A 17709-nucleotide genomic window follows, 5' to 3' on the forward strand; every position below is an offset into this window, starting at 1 on the left:
TTTAGACAACTCCGTAGGTAAACGCGCCATCATAGAAAATCGCAGCGTTGTAAAGGTTCGCGGCCTGTTCGAAAACGATGCCATCCAGGAAGCATCTGGCGGGAACGACCGTGTTCAGGATCCGTTGCAGTTCGGCCCCTTGTTCGATCGTGATCGGTCTGGCCATATACACCCGATACGATGCCCAATGCAGCGCGCCACCATACGGCTCGGCACCGTCATAGCTGATCGACCCATCAAAAACGGCAGGGTTGACACCCTCGACCACCACGGCATTTCCGTACCCGGCCGCTTTCACAGCCGCCCGAACGGCGCCCAACGTGCCCTTGCGGCGATGCACCCTGATCGAACTGGCAACCACGGCCCGTTTCGTGTCCTCGGACCAGCCCGCATTCCAATCCTCGACCGATGCCGCCCAGGCGTGAAACGGCAGCGCAGACGCCGGACAATCCTCGGTGGAGCCGATGCTTTGCACAGTGTCGACCAGACCTCTGTGGTCCAGCGCCGCCGCTTCCTCGATCGCGCGCTCCAACGGGGTCGCGTTTGGGGGCAGCAGGGTCTCGAAATCAGACATCGGTGCCCCCATTGGTCAGGGTGATGCCGGTCGAAGACGACACTTCGTTCCATGCAATCACCACATCGGTCGCGGGGGCTGTCAGCGTGACATTCTGCACCCCTTCCTGATGCAGCGCGGCAAAGATGCCAGAACGCGTGATGTCGTGCCCCAGCTTTCGGTTCTTTGCCAGGTACGCTTCAAGCGCAGCTTGCGCCTGGGCCATGACAACCGATGCGTCCGGCCCCTCGTAAAATGTCAGGGTGGCGTCGACCGCGAATGTGACCACAGTGGCGGCGTTCACATTCACCGTATCGCACAGGCGGCGGCGGTCGGGATTGCTTAGGTAATCTGACACCGTGGTCAACAGGCCGGCATCCGGCACCCCGTTTCCCTCGGTCGACAGGATGGTCACATCGACCACACCCGATGCGCTGCTGTCGCTGATCGCCACATCAGCCACCAGGGGCGATGCCGCAAGCGCGTTGAACGTATAATCACCGATGGTGCCACCTGTGGTGAACGCCTCTGGCGCCAGTTGCACCCGCTGGCGCAACCGCTCGTCGCCTTCCATGATCAGTTCAAGCGGCGGATTGGCGTGGGGGTCCGCTTCCTGAATGGTCTGACGCGCGACACCGTATTCGGCGGCGATGTGGTCAAGAACAGCCCCTTTGGCGAAGGCGAGCAGGCGCGACTTGCTGGCGTCCTGGATGGCGGCGCGCAGGATCAGTTCGCGATAGCTGTCTTCCTGCAACAACAGAACTATCGGCTCGCTTTCCAGTTCCAGCGTCGGTCGCAGGCTGTCAGCCAGGTCGATGCCGCCCTTTTCCTCGGCAAGCTCCAGAAGCCGTGCTTTTCGGGCCTCAAAAATCTCGGTGAAACTCGGCTGCTCAATGAACAGGGGCGCGGGCAGCTTGTCCAGGTTGATCGCGGTGAAGGCACTCATGACAGCTCGATCCCTTCAAGGCGCACCGGATCACCGCCGGGCAAGTACGTTCCGATCAGATCAATGACCACTTGGCCGGGGGCGAATGACTGAACCTTCACGCTGTCCAGCGCAAAGCGCGGCTCCCATTTCAAAAGCGCATCCGCCGTGGCGGCGATGATCGCCAGTTGGTTCGCCGCTGAATAGGGCTTGTCCACCAGGTCAAACAGACGTGATCCATAGTCACGACGCATCACCCGCGACCCGATGGGCGTGGTCAATATGCCTCTGATCGACTGTTGCAGGTGATCCAACCCGCTCGTCGCCCGGCCCGTGGTTGCGCTCATACCGTGCATGGTGGCCATTTTGATCCAGCGCCCCTTTTCTTCCTCTGGCGGGTTCCCCTATTGGGGCTGTCCGGTGCTGCCGGTGCCGGGCATCGTGTCGCCGTGTGTGTGCGTAACCAGGCTGATGCCGTCCGCGACCACATCGCCGGTGCCGGTGAATGTTCCGTCAAAATTTCCGGCAGGGACGCCGCCTGCAAACGGGCCGGGAAACACGATGCCCTTTGTCGTGTCGCCGCCCGGCGAAATCACGACAACCTGCGTTCCCGGTGTTTTCGGGATCCAGAATTTCTGGTCCTGCGACCCGAGCTGCGCGACCTTCAGCCAATCGCTGGTCACGCCGCCCGCCCACTCGACTTTTACTTTGTCGCCGTCCGCCTCGACCACCGTGGCGACAACCACCATGCGCTCGATCCGCCGCATGATTTCTGAAAGGGCAAAATCACTCATGGTGCCACCGTGTCATAGTCGTCTTCATTGCCCGACCCGATGTCCGGTGCGAATGACGAAAGCACTTCGCTTGCCGCCTGCCCGTCGCCCTGGTCGACCTGATCGCCGATGTTCGCCAGATGCGCCCATTCGACCAGCCAGGCGCGGTATTGATCCGCGCGCGGGTTGAATTCATCCGGTGCCACGGTGAACACCTGTGCGGCCCCCCACCGGACGCCCAGCCGCTCGTTGTGCAAAAATGCTGCCAGGGCGGCGGCATCGCTGGCCACGACGCGCCGCGCGCGCGGCTCGCGATAGCTGCGCAGAACCCGCGCCTCGAACCGCATCAAGGCCGCGATTTCGCCAGTGGTGGGGTCGCGCTCTTCTGTCGGTTCGATTTCGACCAGATCGACCAGGATGGCAGGGGTTGCAATCGCGTCCTCGCTTGGGTCTTCGCCTGCCTGGACGTTGAATGCGGGGAACGCGGCGCTGATCGCCGCGATCACCTGGTCCCATGCCGCCGCTACGTCGATACCCATGTCACTTCCCCACTTTCAGAATGGTGTAGGCGTGGATTTCATTCTCAAAATGCTTCCAGAAGATGCTGTCGATGTCGACGAACACGTTGTCTTCCAGATAAATCATGATCCGGTCAGCCACAGGCACGGTTGCCTCGCTGATCGCCCACCGCCCGCGCCCGTGGCGGGTATAAACACCGACCTTGCCGCGTATCTTCGCCACGAACCCGCCATGGATCATGATGTCGCCAACCTGGACACCGCCGGGCACCTGCTTTTTGCGCCCCGGAAATGCCGAGATAGGCAAATCATTGGTGCCGAACCACAGTTTCAGGGCGTTGCCGCCTTTGCCGACGCGGTATTCCTTGATGCGGCGGCGCAGGGCGGTGACGTTGCGCAGGCCCAATTCGGTCTTGATCCCGGTCGATGCCATACGACGCAGGGTGCCAGCCGTGCGCCTGACGGCCCTGTTCGTTGCCATTTTCACCTGTTTTGGTGTCGCGTCCAACGCCTCGGCCAAATAGTCGATGCGGCTGTCGTCGAAATCAAACTGCAACATGGGGTGTGGCCCCCTCTGCCAACTCGATCACCACCAGGCCGGTGCCGTTCTTGACCGCGTTGTGAACCACATCATACCGCGTCCGGCCGATCTGCACCTCGTCGCGCGTTTTCGCGTTCAGCGCGTTGTCTTCCGGACTTAGAAAGCGCGGGCCATCCTCTGACAGGGTGTAATCGCCGATTTCCTTGCGGTCTGTGGGGTCGTCAAAAATGCCTAAGACCCGCCCGATGATCTTGTTATCCCGGATGATCGTTGCCTCGATGGCAAATTCGTCGGGGTCGAAGAACTCGGACAGGTCTTCCCAGAGTGGTGACGGCATGGATTACGCCTTTTTGTCGTCGCCCTCGGCGTCGGCTTTGGCTTTGCCCTTGGGCTTGCCCTTGGCGTTGTCTTCGGTCAGCACCTCGGCCTTGCCGCGATGCAGAAGATTACGCGCCAATGCGTCCGAAACGGTGATTTCCGATCCGGCCTTGACGACTTCACCATCGACAACGATGGCCGAGGTGATCTTGATGTCGACGTTCTCTTTGCTCTTTGCCATTTCAAAAACCCTTGTGTTGCCCGCCAGCGTCACCGCTGGCGGTTAATTCAGTTAGACGCCGTCGCGGCCCAGGCAGAAGCTCTCTTTGCGGCGCAGCGCAATGTCGAAATCCTGATGCAGGATGATGCGGCGGGTGCCGGACAGCGACTGCGTGTACGGGTCGACCAGGATGTCCAGACCGCCCCACAGGCCGATCATCACATCGCGCATGTTGCCGAACAGAACGTCGCCATCGGCAAACTGGTTGGTGATCTCGACATCCGACCCGTTGACGGTGTTGCCCTGCTCCCAGATCGGCTGGCCGTTGGTGCCGCTGAATTTCTGGGTGCTTTTGCAATGGCCACGGAATTTCGAGTTGCCGATATAGCGCATACCATCGGTCAGCGCATTGTCCACGTCGACCTCGGTTTCCATCTGGATCAGCTCGGCATAGGTCGGCTGAACCGCGCCGAATGTCACGGCGTTGATGCCGGTCGTGTTCAGGATGCCCAACGGGTTGTTGCCAACCCCGTCACCATAGAACCCGTAATGGTCGATGCCCAGGGCAAGGTCCGTGGCAAGGCTGCTGCGGAACTGCATTTCGACATCAAGCGACGATTGTTGCAGCATCCGGCGCGTCACGCGCCCGAACACACCGATGGTGGTCGGCGTCAGGCTGACGTTTCCGACATCCATGCTGCCCTCGCCAACATCCTCGTCCTCACCGACGATGAACACGTTACCGCTGCCGGTTTGGCCAGGAATGTCCACATTGCCGATCAGGCCCGCCATGGGGGTGCCAAGCGACAGAAGAACAGCGCGGTTGCGCAGCATTTCGATGAACGATTGCGTGGCCAGCGTCGTGTCGATCAGATAGCCACCGGTGTCACCGGGGTTGGTGCCGCTGGTGTCGGTGTTGAACGTCCGGGTCAGCACATCGACCGGCACCGTGATACCCTCCGAATTGCGACCCATCGACCGCTGGGCTTCGGCGGATGCCTCGAATTCGAACTCTGCGTCACGCTGCGCGGTACGATCGCTGGGGTTCAGCAGTGCGCGGGCGGCGCGCAGGAAACTGAACCGGCGGATTTCGCTGTCCGACATTCCGATCTGACCGGCATTGTCGGTCAGCGGGTCGCGGGTCGACTGCCCCGCGGGGGTTTGGGCAACACGTGCCGCAACCACATCCAGAAGCGAACGCGAGAACGCTTCCGGCGTGGTGCCGTCGCGAACAGCTTTGATCGCCTCGGCTTGCGCGTCATACTGTTCACCCAGCTCAAGAATGCGCGCGGCGCGGGTTTGTTCGGCGGTGGCACCTTCGCCACCCAGCGCGCGCATCTGCTTGGCGGTTTGCAGAACCTCAAGCTCCTTGACGATGTTGCCGTCTTCGTCGACCTCGGCGCGGACAAGAGCACCGTCCGAATTCCGTGTGATGATGGTTTTCATATTGTCCGAACCCTCTTGTCGGTTTGTTTCAGGTTGGTTGGAAGTATTGTCAGGCTCCGCTGGGGCTTCCTCTGGCGGGTTCCCGTGTGCGCGACCCACGCCGACAGACGGGTCGGCGGGGATGCTGACCAGCGAAATCTCGTACGGTTCCCAGCGCGTCACCGTCACTTCATCAGGCTCGCCTTCGCGCTGCTCGATCACAATGTCGCGGACGAAATACCCGACCGAGATATGGCGGATGATACCTGACACCACGTCCTGCCATTTCTCGTCAGCCTTGGGGCCGGATCCGAAGCGCAGGACAGCCCGGCCGCGCCGGTCCTTGTCGATGCGGGCGCTCTCGACGACGCCGATCTGTTTGTCTGGGTCGTGATTCCACAGCACCGCCGCGCCATTGTCCAGGCGGTCCATAACCATGGCACCGGAACTGTGGTCAAGGATTTCATCGCCGAACCAGCGCGCGACCGGCGTTTCGGACGAAAACGCGACCTCGACGGTTCGTTCGTCCTTGTTGACATTGCGCACCTGGGCGGTGCGGCGCAGCGGCCCCGCCTCTCGGTTGTTGTTGATCTGCTCTGGCGTGATCGACCGGCACAGTGCCGCGCCAATCAGGCCAAGGTCACGTGCCTGTTTCATCCTCTTCGCCCTCCTGTGGCTGTTGTGGTGTGGCTTGCTGCGGGGTCGCGCCCAGCACAGAAGCCATGATGAATTCGATGGGAATGCCTGCCGACTTCATCTGGTCGATGTCAGCCGCCATGTTTTTCCAGACGGTTTGCGGATCACGCCCGCTCTTGCGGATAATCTCGGAAGGGGAAGTCAGAAGGTTGTTCTTGCTATCCACCTCGGCCTTGATGTCTTTTGCCGGGTCGACCCATGCCCAGCGACGGGCCTGCCACAGGACGTTCTCATATTTCTCGCGACTTTCAGGGCGCAGGCGGATCGGGCCGTTCTTGACCAGGCCCAGAAGCAAGCCTGCTTCCAGCGCCCCTCGATAGACGCGATCGACCAGTGTTTCGATCAACCATTCCTGCAAATCCATCCAGTGTTCGCGCTCGTCCAGGACACCTTGGCGGATTGACGAAAAGTTCACGCCCTCAAGGTCGTTGGCAAACGACACATAGGCCACGCCCAGACCGGCCCCGGCCCCTTGCAGCATGGCCTTGCGGAACGGTGAAAACTCGCCGCTGGGATATTGCGGGTTCCATTCCTTGAATTTGGCGCCGACCGGCAGTTCCTGAATTTCACCGCCCGCGTGTTCGATCACGAATTCTTCGTCATCATCCTCTTCATCGGGGGCAAACTCGGGGTCCCATTCGATGAAGCCGGTCTTGGCCGCGCCGATCCGCGCATTCACCAGCGCCGATTTTTCGAAACCTGCCAACATCTTCATGCGCCACAGTGCTGTCGCCGCCCAGGGGATGCCGCGCCGCTGGCCTTCAACATCCTCGACAAAGCCGTGGATGATTTCCCCGGCCGCGATCCGGTCAAGGCTGCTCGACCCGTGGGCATAGCCCGTGCCTCGATTGTCGTAGCGCATGAAATAATAGGCCAGCGCGCGGCCTTCGCTCGAATATTCGATCCCCTGGCGCACAAAGCGCCCACCCGACAGGCGGTCGATATTGTAATCGACCGGGCACCGCTGCGGATCAAGCGTTTGCAGGGCATACCCCATCGGACCCGCCGCTTTGCCGCGCAGCTCGCGGATCATGAACTCGCCATCTTTCGCCGCGGCTGTGATCGCCCCTTGCAGGATCAGCCGAAACGACCGGCGCCCTTTATGGTCGCAGTTTTCGGCCCGACACCATTTGTGCCAGAACAGTTCCAGCGCATCGTTGGCGGCGGTATCCAGGCGGTCTCCATCTTTGGCCTGCGCTTGCAGGGATATTCCGCGCGACCCGACAATGTTCTGACGGCACAGGCGCAGATAATTCTTCATGTAATCGTTGTTCGCCGCCTGCTCGCGCGACCGGGCCACCAATATTTTCTGGTTGCGGTCGATGATGTCGTCAGCCGTCATGGGCTGCGACCCCCAACCCGCCGTGTAACGGTCGACCTGGGCGGCATCGTAACTGCGCACAGCACTGCCAATGGGCAAACCACGGCGGCGGGTGACGCGCGGAATGCTGGTCTTGCGCATCTGGGCGGTGGCATCCGGGCTTTCGGAGCGGCGGCTGGTGAATGGCCAGGCCATCAGTTGAACCTCGCTTTCAAGACGCGTCCCAGGCGGCTTTTGTTCTTCGACTTCTGCCGGTTGACCTCGGCGCGGTAGGCCGTGCGCAGTTTGATCAGGTCCGCAATGGGGGTGCGTTGCAGGCTGCGCCCGCCAATCGAGTAGGATAGTTGATCTTTCGTCGCGCGGCTTTCGATCACCGCTTCGATTGCATCCAGCACCTTCGCGGCGTGGGTGCGGGCGTCATGGCCGATGTTCGCCCGCGCGGTATCGGCAACAACCTGGCAGGCACCGTGTTCGATTTCGAAAACGTCTCCACCATTCTGCATTCGCACAGACACGAAATAGGTGCCAGGCTCCCATGCGCCCGTGGCGGCACCGTTGGCGGAAACGGTGAAGTTCGCGCCATCGCCAACGCCTGTCAGTTCGAAAACGTCTGGCCCTGCAAAGAAGACGGTCATGGACCAATCGGGCGCCGGGTAATCCGACACCGTGAAATTGGCTTCCAAGTTCAGGCCAGCCCGAATTTCAGAAGGAAAACAATTCAGCAATTTACCACCCGTCCAGACGTGGGCCACTTCGGCGCCGCTTTGATTTCGGCTTCCGGCGGCGTGTCTTAGTCTTGCGGGTGGGTGCCGTCGCTTCCTCTGGCGGCTTCCCGTCCGCCGTATCGCCCTGATCTTCGGCTTCCTCGGCCTCTTCGGTCAGCTTTTTCAGGCGCGCAGCGATGTTAGGCTTCTCGATCTTCAGGGCGGCATAGGCATAGACACGGCAGTCCAGCGCCTCGTTGCGTTCGCGCGATGGGCGCCACTCGCGCACCGGCCATCCCTTCAACCAGCGCGTAACTAGGCGTTCGGCGGTCATTTGCAGGAAATATTCAGGATCCCGGTTGTCTGGGAAATGGCAGGTGCCCGGCCCGGCTTCCAGGATCAGACGCCGCGCGACAATGACCTTGGTTTCATCCGTGCCCACCGAGAACAACTTGACCGGGCGCCCCCGCCGCCCAGTCTTGACCGTTCGGGGGGCTGACACCACCGGGCGACCCCAGCCACCGACGCCTTTGATCGCGAAAATCCGGCGGGACTGCTTGCCCGCCAACTTCTCATAGGCTGATTGTGTCAGGCCACCGTCACCACCAGTGTCGACGCACATGGCCGAAATCCGCATCTGCGCGCCGCTTTCGTGGCTAAACAGATGGTCACGGTATTCGAACAGTTCGTCCCAGACCTCCTGTTCGAGCGGGTTGCCCCAGAAAACACGGTAGTCGATGTTCCAACTTTCTTCACCCAGCCCCCATCCGACAACCTCGACTTCAAGGCGGTCTTTCTGCATGTCCACACCGGCAGTCAGCACACCCGCGCCCATCGGCACCTCGGCCGCATAGGTTTCCGCGCGGCGTTGCAGCAGTTCGGCTTCGACCTCTTCGGCCTCTTCCACCCACGTCTCGGCCAAAGACACGTTGGTGAAGGTCTGGATGTCGTTCGCCGCCTTCTTGTCCAGGAAACTCTGAACAATCTCGGACAGGTTGCGAAACAGCGAATACAGTTCGGACAGGTGATAGGATGCGTGGCCCCTGAACGGCTTTTTCCCGATCCAGCCGCCCCCTTTTGTTTCCGCATCCCGGATCGCGCGCTTGCGTTCTTCTTCGGACCACCAGCATCCGTTGCCGCTGTCGCACAGGTAATAGGCTGTTTCCGGCAGGTGGTTGCCTTCGTCGTCCTTGTTCCACTTCACATTTGCCCATCGCAGCGCCTGCAAATGATCGCAATGGGGGCAGCAGACGTGAAACCGGCGCTGATCGCCCGCCTCGAACGCGCTTTCGATCCAGCTCGCGCCCTTGATCGTTGGCGTCGAAATCTCGACCAGCAGTTTGTTGTCGCCGAATGTCGCGGCCCGCTGCCAAAGCAGCGATACCGGGTGGCCTTCCTGCGTCCGGTCATACCCATCAGTTTCGTCGCAAAAAATCTTGGGGGCAGACCGGCCGCGCATGGTTTTAGGGGATCCCGACCAGGAAAACATCATGAACCCGCCCGGATAGGACTTCATGCGTTGATTGTTCACCCCATCGCGCCCCCGCGGCTTGGCCAGGCGGTCCTGAAGGTTCGGGTTTGCGTCGACCAACGGGTTGAATTTCGTTTCCAGCCAGGTTTGAAGATCGCCCTGACTGGGCTGCATCATGATTTGCGACGCCGGATCATGGTCGATGAAATACCCCTGGCCGCACAGGGCAAGCTGCGTCTTTCCAACCTGTGCTCCCCACATCAGCGTGATGCGCTGGCAGGCCGGATTTGCCATCATGTCCAGCGGCTCGCGCTGATACGGGGCGTTGTCAAACCGGATGCGGCCGGGGATCGCGTTGCCGGTGGGGATGCGAACATGACGTTCCGCCCATTCGGACGGTTTCAGTTCAGGCGGCGGGCGCAAATATTCCTGCGCGCGATTGGTCGCGGCAACCAGTGCGCGGATGTTTGAAAAATCCGGGCGCACAGTCATTCTGCGTCTTCCTCTTCGAAGTCGTCTTCTTCGACCAGCGCCGCATTGGCCAGGGCTTCCAGCACTTCATCAATCTCTTCGCGCAGCACCTCCTTGATTTCAGTCTCGCCTGTCAGCGCGGCGACCCGCGCGGCGACGCGGGCGGGCAACACCCCGCGCAATCGGGATCGCACCTCGGCAAACCCCTTTTGCATCGCGCGCTCGAATTCCTCGACCGGGGCAACCAGGGCGGTCGCGGTCGCCAGTTCCAATTCGACCAGCTCGACCTCCGCTTCCAGTTTACGCCGGTTCAGTTCTTCCTTTGATGAAACCTCGACGCCTTTGCTCTGCGCGCGAACATCATCTTCGCGCCAGCGCATGACCTGGGCCGAGTTGAAAATCCATGGACGCCCGCGCGCGCCCTTCTGAACGGCAGGACATCCCCGCCGGATCCATTCATCGAGCGTCGGGGGGGTGATGCCCATGGCATCTGCCATTTCTGCGCGGTTCAACTGAATGCCCCGCCCCCGCGTATTTGCCACCGATCACCACCTAAGCCAATATAAAGAAAAGACAATTTCCGATTTGCCACGCAGAATTATTTTTTTGCGATGTCGAACACCCGCGGGCCGTGGCCCCCTGGGAAGGACCCGCTTTTCCTCTGCGTGACAGTTCGAAATCATGGCTTCACCCGGCATCCGGCGCCGAAGCCAATCACCACATCGGTGCCCGCCTCGCCCACCGGGTCTGGGGTGTTGGGATGTGCAGCAAGCGCATCCGACAGGGCGGCAACGTGTGGCCGCAACCCGGCGCACAGGCCGGGTTCACTTGCGCGCGTCGCGCAGCCGGTCACGCCAATCAGCGTCACGATCATCATCCACCGCATCCTCGATCCTTTCCCGTGTCTCGATGTGGTCCTGCGCGTCCTGTTGGGCGCGCTCTTCCCTGGCGTCCTTGCGCCCCTCATGTCGCTGCGCCTTGCCATAGGCCAGAAAGCCCAACAGCAAAGCGCCGATTGCCGACAGGATGGTCGGCAGTTTGCCAAGCCACCGGATCATTGGCTTGGCGCCTGCCGCCGCAACCGAACGAATTGTGCAGCCAACCACAGGCCCAACATGATCCATGGGATCCAAGACGGTGGGATCATCGCCTTGATGTCAGCGGGCAGTTCGGCCCATGCGACCGGAAGCCCGGCCAGGAATGCAATGGCATAGGTCGAATGCCACCGCCAAAAGTCTTTCCAATTGTCAACGAACATGACTGCTCTCCTGTACCTGTTTTTGTGATGGTCGTAAGTCGAAACCAACTGACTGCTGTTGATATGCAAGAGGGCGACCATCCGGCCCAAGAAGTTGGGAGTGGGTTGGCTTGTTTGACACCTCACATTGTGTCGCCACTCGGCCTTGATTTTCCCCGTAAAAAGTTTGCTCGCTCATGACTGCTCTCCTATGCTTCGTTGGTTGAAACCGCACCACTCGTAACGGATGCAAGATCGGCTGTGCCCTGCCAGCCTTTCGGCCCCCGGAAGCCCAGCAGGCGTGACTTGGACACGCGCGTGATGTTCACGCTGTCGGACTGGTTGCCGCCGAGGATGTGGTAGGTCGATGTATCTTCACCGACGAGGAAGCCCACATGACCATTCACGCTCTTGGTCGGGTGAGTGCGCCAGAACACGGCGATGGCACCGTACGCCTTTTCGACCTCGGACCCGTATTGAAGCCACGCCCGCGCGCCCAACCGGTTGTGGTTTTGTGGCTCATACGGCGCGCCAATGGCCATGCAATGCGCCACGAACAGCCCGCACCACGGCACATCGTCGCCCGGATACCACTGATCGAGGTCGCGCGCCCATTGCATGATTTCAGGGTTGTTGGTCGGGCCGGGCACCTCGCGCAGTCCGATGTGACTTTGTGCCTCGGCAATCCATGCCGGGACACCCGCGCCAACCACCGGCGCGGGTTTGCGCTCGGCTTTCGGCGAAAACAGCCGCGTCAGGGTGATCGGACCCACGAAGTCGCGCGGGGCAAGACCGTGCTGGCGCTTGAACGCGATCACGGCCCTGTTGGTCATTGGGCCGGTCAGACCATCCAAAAAACCGGTGTAGTATTCAAGCTCTTTGAGCCGCGTTTGAACAGCCCGTGTGAGTTCTTCACAGTTCATTGCCTTGATCCTTTCCTTGAAACGCGCCGTCCGTCGATCAGCTCGCGAACGCGGGCCTCGGATATGCCCAACTCGGCGGCGATGGTTTGCGGGGTTGCGCCACGGCTGAACATCTGAACAACGCGCTTGTTGCGCATGTCGCGCCCCCAATAGCGGACGTTGGACGGCTGCAAGATCATCCCGCCAAAGCTGCGCACCATCCGCTGGGCGTCAGACCAGCCCAAGCGGGCCACTAGCCAGTGATTGGGCGACAGCCGCTTGGGCACGTGAAAGCACTTGCGCCATGGCCGATTGCCCGCCGCAGGAAGCGTCCCGATGAAAATCAGGGCGCGGTCTTCCCCCAGAACATCGGCAATCTGGTCAAACACGCTATCGCCCTCGTCGTCCGCCATCATGTTTCGGTCGCCTCCTCGAGGTCGTCACACACAACGGAAATGCTGGCCACCAGCGACAGAAGCCGGTTGCGCTCGCTCTCGGTCATGTGGGGCACTACAGATCGCCAGGCGCGCAGCCGCTCGATCGCGCGGGTGGTGTCCTGGATGAAGGCCTTGCACTCGCGCGCTTTGGCCGGATCGCGCCCGTCCAGACTGGACGGACGGCGCTTGCGTCCGATGTCTGCCAGTTGGGTAATCGTCGCGGGTCGGTCGGCTTCGGTCTTGTCTTCAAAAACCTGTTCGGGAACACGCGCGACGCGAACCGCCTGCACCTGCTGATCCTTGGATATGCCCGCCTCGCGGGCGGCTTGGGCGCGGCTAGTGGTAGGGGCGTCCCCACCAGTAGAATTGCCGTGGTGATTTGCGGCAGGCTCGATGTTCTGCAAAACCTCACCCATGCGCCGAATCGCCCGGTTGCGAATGCGCCGGGCATAGGCCTCGAGTTCTTCGTCCTGCGCCTGCTTCGCATAGCTGGCCAACGCCTGCGCCTTGTCCGACCAGTCCTTGCATTCGTCGACGTTCTGACAGGTGGCCAGCGCCGTCTTCGCGGCGGCATAGGTCGCGGGAAGGCGCGCCTGGTCGATGCTGCCGGGAATTTCGCTGATTTCGGTGCTGGGCTGGTTGGTCATGTCAGCCACCATTGCGCCCACCACCAGATGCAGCCCGCGAGGTTCAAGAGCGACAGCGCCAAAAGGGACCATTCGGGTCGCCAATATCGGCGGCGCGATCCCGCGCTCTTGCGATCCCGCACATCCAGTTCCTGTTCTGCCAGGAACGTAATCAGGCGCACGTGTTCGGCGGGCATCACCACCGGGCCAAATTTGGCATAGAGGCGCGCCTGCTTGATCAACTCTCGCGGGTCTATGGTTTTGGTGTCACTCATACCTCAACCACCTCGACACCCTGTGCCGCCGCGACGCCGCGCCGAACCTCGTAATCCCGCGTGGGCTTGCCTTTGGCGTCTTCGAACACCCGCAACCCGGTGTCGGCGTCCACATAGGAAAAATCGACCGTCAGGCGCATCTGGCGCCCCGTGCGGCTTTTCACCGGGCCGCACTGCCCTTCCAGCATGATCGGCACTTGCAGTTTCAGATCGCGGATCTTGCCCGCCTTCGCCAACACGCGCAGCTCGCAATAGCGGCGCGCCTCGCGGTCGCTGTCAAACGTGATCCCGTCGACCGTGGTGCGTCGGGCGCCGTATTTGTTCTTGCTGGGCACAGAGGCCAGCTCCTGCTGAACCTGGGCGGCTGTCATGCGGTGCACGGTCATTTGCCACCCCCTGACCGCCCAGCGCGCAGCGCGGCAAGCTCAAGGGCCAAGCGTTCATGCAGGGCATCACGGGTGCGAACACGCAGGGCGGTGACGCCCGGTTCGCCCTCGTGGTCTCGGGTGCGCTTCACAAGCGCCTCATGGCGGCGCTGGGCGTCGACCACGTGGGGCGCCAGGTGCGGGTGCGGAAGGGTGACAGCTTTTGTCATGGTCACATGCCCAGCGCGGTTTTGTACACATCCAGCACCGCCTCTTCCTCGGCGATGTCGTCGGGCGTCCGTTTGCGCAGGGCGATCAGCTTGTTGATCGTTTTCACGCAGTAGCCGCGCCCCTTGGCTTCGGCCATGACCTCTTTGCGCTGTTCGGCGATGTCCGACTTTTCCTGATCAAGGCGCTCTGCGCGTTCGATGAACTGGCGAAGCTCGGCGGCGGTTACTCGGTCGATATCAGACATCAGGCGTGTTCCTCGCTGTGGGCGCTGGGCGCGGTGGTTTGCAGAATTGTGACATGGCGGTCGGGATAGGCGCGGTGAATGCGGTCCTCGGCGTCCGGCTCGTTGGCAGCGCGAACGATGTGCTTTCGGATACCGTCGCCACGCAAGGCGAACAGGACTTCGTATTTCGGCAGGCTCATTTGGATTTCCCTCTCTGGATGGATTGGCCCGCGAATTTCAGGGCGCGGGCAATATCGGCGGCAACGCAATCGGTCGCACCACGCTGAAACTGGACCGCATAGGCCCCGGTGATTTCGTCAAGGCCGTGCAGGTGCAGCCGCTTGGCCACCTGCGTTGCGGCCCCCCGGCGCGTCATGGGCGCGTGAATGACGCAATCACCAGCGGCCACATCGACCGTGACCAGAACATCGCCAAACCGCTGTCCATGCGTTTCAGGGTTTGCGTGAATGTCCGACATCACAGCACCCCCGCGGCTTTGCACTCGGCCTCGGTGACAAGCCCGCGGCGGATCAGGTCGCGCGCTTTGGCGGCTGACGTGGTGGTGGCCACCCAGGGCATCCGGGCTTTGATCGCCTCGGCGAGCTTCGCCAGAACGTCATCCTCGGTTGCGGCGGGCTTCGGCGCGCTGTGGCGCTTCCACCGCTCGTCGCGCAACCAGTTCTCGGAATAGGCGAGGTATTGCGGCTTGTTGCCCTTCTGCTCGTCGGCATAGGCGCGGGCAGCAGCCAAGATGTGGTCGGGATCCGCACCACCATCCAGCGCGGCTTTCATCGCATCTTCGGTCGCTTCCGGGTCGCCGCCCCGCGGATAGATCGCCATGAAGCGATCAAGGAAATTCTGAAAATCAAAACCTGTGTGTGTGGCGCCCTGCGACACACAAGGTTCCTTTACTGGTTCCTTTACTGGTTCTTCCTTTATGGAAACTCCACCTGAGTGGAGATAGGTTTGGCCAGAAAGTGGAGTTAGGTTTGGCTGAAAAGTGGAGTTAGGGCTATCTCCATTCAGTGGAGTTAGGTCTTGTGTCAAATCCTCGTCGCACCCCAAGATGTAGTGGGTCGGGCCGCGCTTCTTCTTCGCCTTGTCATAGGTTTTTTCGCGCAGGATCAGCCGCTTTTCTTCCAGCGCGGCCAAAGCATTGTTCAGGCCACCATTGGACAGGCCGGTCTTGTCGCGCAGATACGCCTGCTTCGGAAAACAGCCTTGCGACGGGTTGTGGCAGTCGCACAGATGGAACAGCACACGAAACTCTCCATGCGTCAGACGTGCAGGCTCGATCCCGGCCAACCAATGTGTTGCCTTGTGGCTCATACCTGCCCCCGTTCGTTGTTGGTTGCCCCTGCACCGATCGCCAGCGGCGGCGCGATGCTCTCGGTCGGGGTGGGACCGTCCTTTTGACGCAATGCGGTATAACCACGCGGCAGGTTGCAGCCTGCATTCGCGCCCGGACCCCGTTGCGCCCTTGTTGTGACCACTCCGCAGGAATACGGGTGTGGAGGAAGTGTCCGGCCATGAAACACCCGGTCGAAAGACCGGCTGCGACATTCTTGTGATATTGTTGCGGTAGGATAGGTCATTGGGCGCGCCTCCGAACGGCGACGATCACAGCCCAAACCAGCACATAGCCCGCCAACCCCAGCGACAGGTCTTTCACCGTGTCCGCGATGGCGGCGCGGGTGAACCCGGCGCTGCTCAGGTCGGCAAAAACTTCTTTCCCGATCCACGCGCCCAGCGCGACCAGAGCCAGCTTGAACAGGGCGGGAAATCGCCAGACCAGCCCGGCACAGATCACGCCCAGCGCGAAATGACTGATGTCGGTGGTCAGGGTGGCATACCAGTCGCCGGAGGCGGCGTCAGACGTGCCGAGGATGTCGAGAACATCAATCATCGGCCAACCCCATCAGAACCTTGATCACGTGCTTCTGGGTGGCCACGGGCAGTTCGGCCAGGATCACCACGAAAAACAACGGCCAGACATCGCGGGCCTTGGGTGTGGTGATTTCATGCAGCCAGCGGCGCACGGTTTCTTCGTCCTTGCCCAGATACCGCGCGACCGCCTTGGCCTGCGCAGACTGGATGTGAACAGGGTTGAAGCGATAGACGACCGCGCGCAGCACGTCCGCGAACTCGGCCCCGTCCAGGACGGACGCAACGAGCGTTTCCGCAGATGTGCGGCGCACCTCGGCGCTATCGTCAGGGCATGACGTATCTTGCACCGCACCATCACCTAGATCAGAGCATGCTTTCAGGTCTGAAAAGGGGACAGAAACCCGCATTCGAACGCCGCCCCGATCCCCTTTCAACTCAAGGATGGCGCGCGTGGGATCGTGGGGATCTTCTGTTATCCCTGCGATATTGGTGCGCGGGAACCTCAGGTCGCTTAGGTTTTTCTCACTCATGCAGCCCCCTTGGCGCGGCGAGCGGCCATGAAATCGCGCAAGTTCTTCTCGGTGCGCCCTGTGATCGTTCGCCCTGCCTTCAGGCGCGACACGACCTCGGAATTGCCGGTGGCAACCTTCCCGAAGTAGCTGTCGCTCATTCCTGTGTCGCTGAGAAAATCGTCAATTTCTTCGACCAGGCTTTGATGGATGTCGAGTGTCATATGACATCCTTACATCCTCAAAAGAGGATATTGCAAGCGTCCTTTATTGAGGACGTGCAAATTGTCCTCTCTTCTAGGACATAAATCTCATGAGCAATTCCGATTGGAGACAGCGGCTAGAGGAAGCGATCGCAGAATCTGGCAAGTCAATGCGATCCATTTCCATAGCATCTGGAAATGGCCCTGGTTATGTGCACTCGATAATTGTCGAGGGGAAAGATCCGACGATCAGCAATCTTATCGCTGTGTGCGACACGATCCCAACCAGCATCATCTACATCCTTCATGGGCACGATGTTACACCCGAGGATGCCGAGATACTGGACCTGCTGCATCGCCACCCGGATAAACGCTCGGCAATCCAAAGCCTGATATCATCGAAGTGATATGAGGGGCCTCAAAGAGGCGGCAATAAAGGCCGCAATCGTTCTCACCCCTTCCTACACGGCTGCTTACCTGACCGAACAAATGGTTTACGTTGTGCCGACCTTGGCAGCGGCGGGCTTCTTCGCGTCATCAATTGTTGTAGATGACCGTCCGACAACGCGTCAGGTTGACGAGGACGGCGAAGGTGGTGAAGAGGGCGACAGCTTGGAAGCCGACTTCATACCCTCTGATGGTGACGGGATCTGACAGAGCGCGCGCGCTTGCCGTAGCAGTTCGCGCTTCTCAGCGGTGTTCAATCCACCCCAGCGTTGATGATAGTCAAATACGGTCACTTCAATTTGTTCTCTTAATGTTCTCGTTCCCGAATAAATAGACCCGCTTCGATTCGCACAAGCGTAAACCCAAAATATCCTCTATTGCGGATATTTATATTGACTATCCTCTATTGCGGACATAACGTCACTCCAAGT

Annotated in this window: 31 protein-coding genes; 2 read left to right on the top strand and 29 right to left on the bottom strand. The window is 60.8% G+C overall.

Annotation, left to right across the window (positions count from 1 at the left end; all coding sequences use genetic code 11):
• Position 1 precedes the first annotated feature (1 nt).
• From IE188_RS02785 to IE188_RS02925, 29 genes are all read right to left on the bottom strand, one after another.
• Complete coding sequence (locus IE188_RS02785; RefSeq protein WP_191284936.1) at positions 2-574, bottom strand: phage tail protein I; 573 nt, start codon at positions 572-574, stop codon at positions 2-4.
• Entirely contained in the window at positions 567-1499 is a 933-nt protein-coding gene (locus tag IE188_RS02790; RefSeq protein ID WP_191284937.1) for a baseplate assembly protein, read from the bottom strand. The genes IE188_RS02785 and IE188_RS02790 overlap by 8 nt, the downstream gene beginning before the upstream one ends.
• Positions 1496-1843, bottom strand: a complete 348-nt coding sequence (locus tag IE188_RS02795) for a GPW/gp25 family protein (protein ID WP_229836432.1) — start codon at positions 1841-1843, stop codon at positions 1496-1498. Before IE188_RS02795 ends, IE188_RS02790 begins: the two co-directional genes overlap by 4 nt.
• Positions 1844-1882: 39 nt before the next feature.
• Positions 1883-2272, bottom strand: coding sequence for a phage baseplate assembly protein (locus IE188_RS02800; RefSeq protein ID WP_191284938.1), 390 nt, complete (start codon positions 2270-2272; stop codon positions 1883-1885).
• On the bottom strand, positions 2269-2790 hold the full coding sequence (locus IE188_RS02805; RefSeq protein WP_191284939.1) for a hypothetical protein: 522 nt from the start codon (positions 2788-2790) through the stop codon (positions 2269-2271). The genes IE188_RS02800 and IE188_RS02805 overlap by 4 nt, the downstream gene beginning before the upstream one ends.
• Before the next feature lies 1 nt (position 2791).
• On the bottom strand, positions 2792-3328 hold the full coding sequence (locus IE188_RS02810; RefSeq protein WP_191284940.1) for a hypothetical protein: 537 nt from the start codon (positions 3326-3328) through the stop codon (positions 2792-2794).
• Entirely contained in the window at positions 3315-3647 is a 333-nt protein-coding gene (locus IE188_RS02815; RefSeq protein WP_191284941.1) for a head-tail joining protein, read from the bottom strand. Before IE188_RS02815 ends, IE188_RS02810 begins: the two co-directional genes overlap by 14 nt.
• A gap of 3 nt (positions 3648-3650) precedes the next feature.
• The gene (locus IE188_RS02820; RefSeq protein ID WP_191284942.1) at positions 3651-3869 is read right to left on the bottom strand and encodes a hypothetical protein; all 219 of its coding nucleotides are present in this window, start codon (positions 3867-3869) and stop codon (positions 3651-3653) included.
• A gap of 51 nt (positions 3870-3920) precedes the next feature.
• Positions 3921-5930, bottom strand: a complete 2010-nt coding sequence (locus IE188_RS02825; RefSeq protein ID WP_229836435.1) for a phage major capsid protein — start codon at positions 5928-5930, stop codon at positions 3921-3923.
• The gene (locus IE188_RS02830) at positions 5914-7485 is read right to left on the bottom strand and encodes a phage portal protein (protein ID WP_191284943.1); all 1572 of its coding nucleotides are present in this window, start codon (positions 7483-7485) and stop codon (positions 5914-5916) included. Before IE188_RS02830 ends, IE188_RS02825 begins: the two co-directional genes overlap by 17 nt.
• On the bottom strand, positions 7485-7925 hold the full coding sequence (locus IE188_RS02835; RefSeq protein ID WP_191284944.1) for a hypothetical protein: 441 nt from the start codon (positions 7923-7925) through the stop codon (positions 7485-7487). The genes IE188_RS02830 and IE188_RS02835 overlap by 1 nt, the downstream gene beginning before the upstream one ends.
• 91 nt (positions 7926-8016) lie before the next feature.
• A complete protein-coding gene (locus IE188_RS02840; protein WP_191284945.1) occupies positions 8017-9957 on the bottom strand; it encodes a phage terminase large subunit family protein in 1941 nt (646 codons plus the stop codon).
• Positions 9954-10478: a terminase small subunit gene (locus IE188_RS02845; RefSeq protein WP_229836438.1), complete on the bottom strand. Its 525-nt coding sequence runs from the start codon at positions 10476-10478 to the stop codon at positions 9954-9956. Before IE188_RS02845 ends, IE188_RS02840 begins: the two co-directional genes overlap by 4 nt.
• A gap of 137 nt (positions 10479-10615) precedes the next feature.
• On the bottom strand, positions 10616-10813 hold the full coding sequence (locus IE188_RS02850; protein ID WP_191284946.1) for a hypothetical protein: 198 nt from the start codon (positions 10811-10813) through the stop codon (positions 10616-10618).
• Positions 10761-10994 (bottom strand): hypothetical protein, encoded by a 234-nt coding sequence (locus IE188_RS02855; RefSeq protein ID WP_191284947.1) that lies wholly within the window; start codon positions 10992-10994, stop codon positions 10761-10763. Before IE188_RS02855 ends, IE188_RS02850 begins: the two co-directional genes overlap by 53 nt.
• Positions 10991-11194, bottom strand: coding sequence for a DUF7940 domain-containing protein (locus IE188_RS02860; RefSeq protein WP_191284948.1), 204 nt, complete (start codon positions 11192-11194; stop codon positions 10991-10993). The genes IE188_RS02855 and IE188_RS02860 overlap by 4 nt, the downstream gene beginning before the upstream one ends.
• A 188-nt stretch (positions 11195-11382) precedes the next feature.
• A complete protein-coding gene (locus tag IE188_RS02865) occupies positions 11383-12096 on the bottom strand; it encodes an NlpC/P60 family protein (RefSeq protein ID WP_191284949.1) in 714 nt (237 codons plus the stop codon).
• Positions 12093-12491 carry a hypothetical protein gene (locus IE188_RS02870; protein WP_191284950.1) on the bottom strand — a complete coding sequence of 133 codons (399 nt, stop codon included), beginning with the start codon at positions 12489-12491 and terminating at the stop codon, positions 12093-12095. Before IE188_RS02870 ends, IE188_RS02865 begins: the two co-directional genes overlap by 4 nt.
• On the bottom strand, positions 12488-13159 hold the full coding sequence (locus tag IE188_RS02875; protein WP_191284951.1) for a hypothetical protein: 672 nt from the start codon (positions 13157-13159) through the stop codon (positions 12488-12490). Before IE188_RS02875 ends, IE188_RS02870 begins: the two co-directional genes overlap by 4 nt.
• Positions 13156-13413 (bottom strand): hypothetical protein, encoded by a 258-nt coding sequence (locus IE188_RS02880; RefSeq protein WP_191284952.1) that lies wholly within the window; start codon positions 13411-13413, stop codon positions 13156-13158. Before IE188_RS02880 ends, IE188_RS02875 begins: the two co-directional genes overlap by 4 nt.
• Positions 13410-13799: a DUF1064 domain-containing protein gene (locus tag IE188_RS02885; protein ID WP_191284953.1), complete on the bottom strand. Its 390-nt coding sequence runs from the start codon at positions 13797-13799 to the stop codon at positions 13410-13412. The genes IE188_RS02880 and IE188_RS02885 overlap by 4 nt, the downstream gene beginning before the upstream one ends.
• A complete protein-coding gene (locus IE188_RS02890; RefSeq protein WP_191284954.1) occupies positions 13796-14008 on the bottom strand; it encodes a hypothetical protein in 213 nt (70 codons plus the stop codon). The genes IE188_RS02885 and IE188_RS02890 overlap by 4 nt, the downstream gene beginning before the upstream one ends.
• Positions 14009-14010: 2 nt before the next feature.
• Entirely contained in the window at positions 14011-14253 is a 243-nt protein-coding gene (locus IE188_RS02895) for a DUF2312 domain-containing protein (protein ID WP_191284955.1), read from the bottom strand.
• On the bottom strand, positions 14253-14432 hold the full coding sequence (locus IE188_RS02900) for a hypothetical protein (protein ID WP_191284956.1): 180 nt from the start codon (positions 14430-14432) through the stop codon (positions 14253-14255). The genes IE188_RS02895 and IE188_RS02900 overlap by 1 nt, the downstream gene beginning before the upstream one ends.
• On the bottom strand, positions 14429-14710 hold the full coding sequence (locus tag IE188_RS02905; RefSeq protein ID WP_191284957.1) for a hypothetical protein: 282 nt from the start codon (positions 14708-14710) through the stop codon (positions 14429-14431). Before IE188_RS02905 ends, IE188_RS02900 begins: the two co-directional genes overlap by 4 nt.
• On the bottom strand, positions 14710-15561 hold the full coding sequence (locus IE188_RS02910) for a helix-turn-helix domain-containing protein (protein ID WP_191284958.1): 852 nt from the start codon (positions 15559-15561) through the stop codon (positions 14710-14712). The genes IE188_RS02905 and IE188_RS02910 overlap by 1 nt, the downstream gene beginning before the upstream one ends.
• A 262-nt stretch (positions 15562-15823) precedes the next feature.
• The gene (locus tag IE188_RS02915) at positions 15824-16138 is read right to left on the bottom strand and encodes a hypothetical protein (protein WP_191284959.1); all 315 of its coding nucleotides are present in this window, start codon (positions 16136-16138) and stop codon (positions 15824-15826) included.
• Entirely contained in the window at positions 16131-16649 is a 519-nt protein-coding gene (locus IE188_RS02920; protein WP_191284960.1) for a hypothetical protein, read from the bottom strand. Before IE188_RS02920 ends, IE188_RS02915 begins: the two co-directional genes overlap by 8 nt.
• Entirely contained in the window at positions 16646-16852 is a 207-nt protein-coding gene (locus IE188_RS02925) for a hypothetical protein (protein ID WP_191284961.1), read from the bottom strand. Before IE188_RS02925 ends, IE188_RS02920 begins: the two co-directional genes overlap by 4 nt.
• 89 nt (positions 16853-16941) lie before the next feature.
• Here IE188_RS02925 and IE188_RS02930 point away from each other — a divergent pair, with 89 nt between their 5' ends.
• Positions 16942-17238, top strand: a complete 297-nt coding sequence (locus IE188_RS02930) for an XRE family transcriptional regulator (protein ID WP_191284962.1) — start codon at positions 16942-16944, stop codon at positions 17236-17238.
• Position 17239: 1 nt separating this feature from the next.
• A complete protein-coding gene (locus IE188_RS02935) occupies positions 17240-17485 on the top strand; it encodes a hypothetical protein (protein WP_191284963.1) in 246 nt (81 codons plus the stop codon).
• The last annotated feature ends 224 nt before the right edge of the window (positions 17486-17709 follow it).

Source organism: Aliiroseovarius zhejiangensis (genome assembly GCF_014656375.1).
Lineage (GTDB): Bacteria > Pseudomonadota > Alphaproteobacteria > Rhodobacterales > Rhodobacteraceae > Aliiroseovarius > Aliiroseovarius zhejiangensis.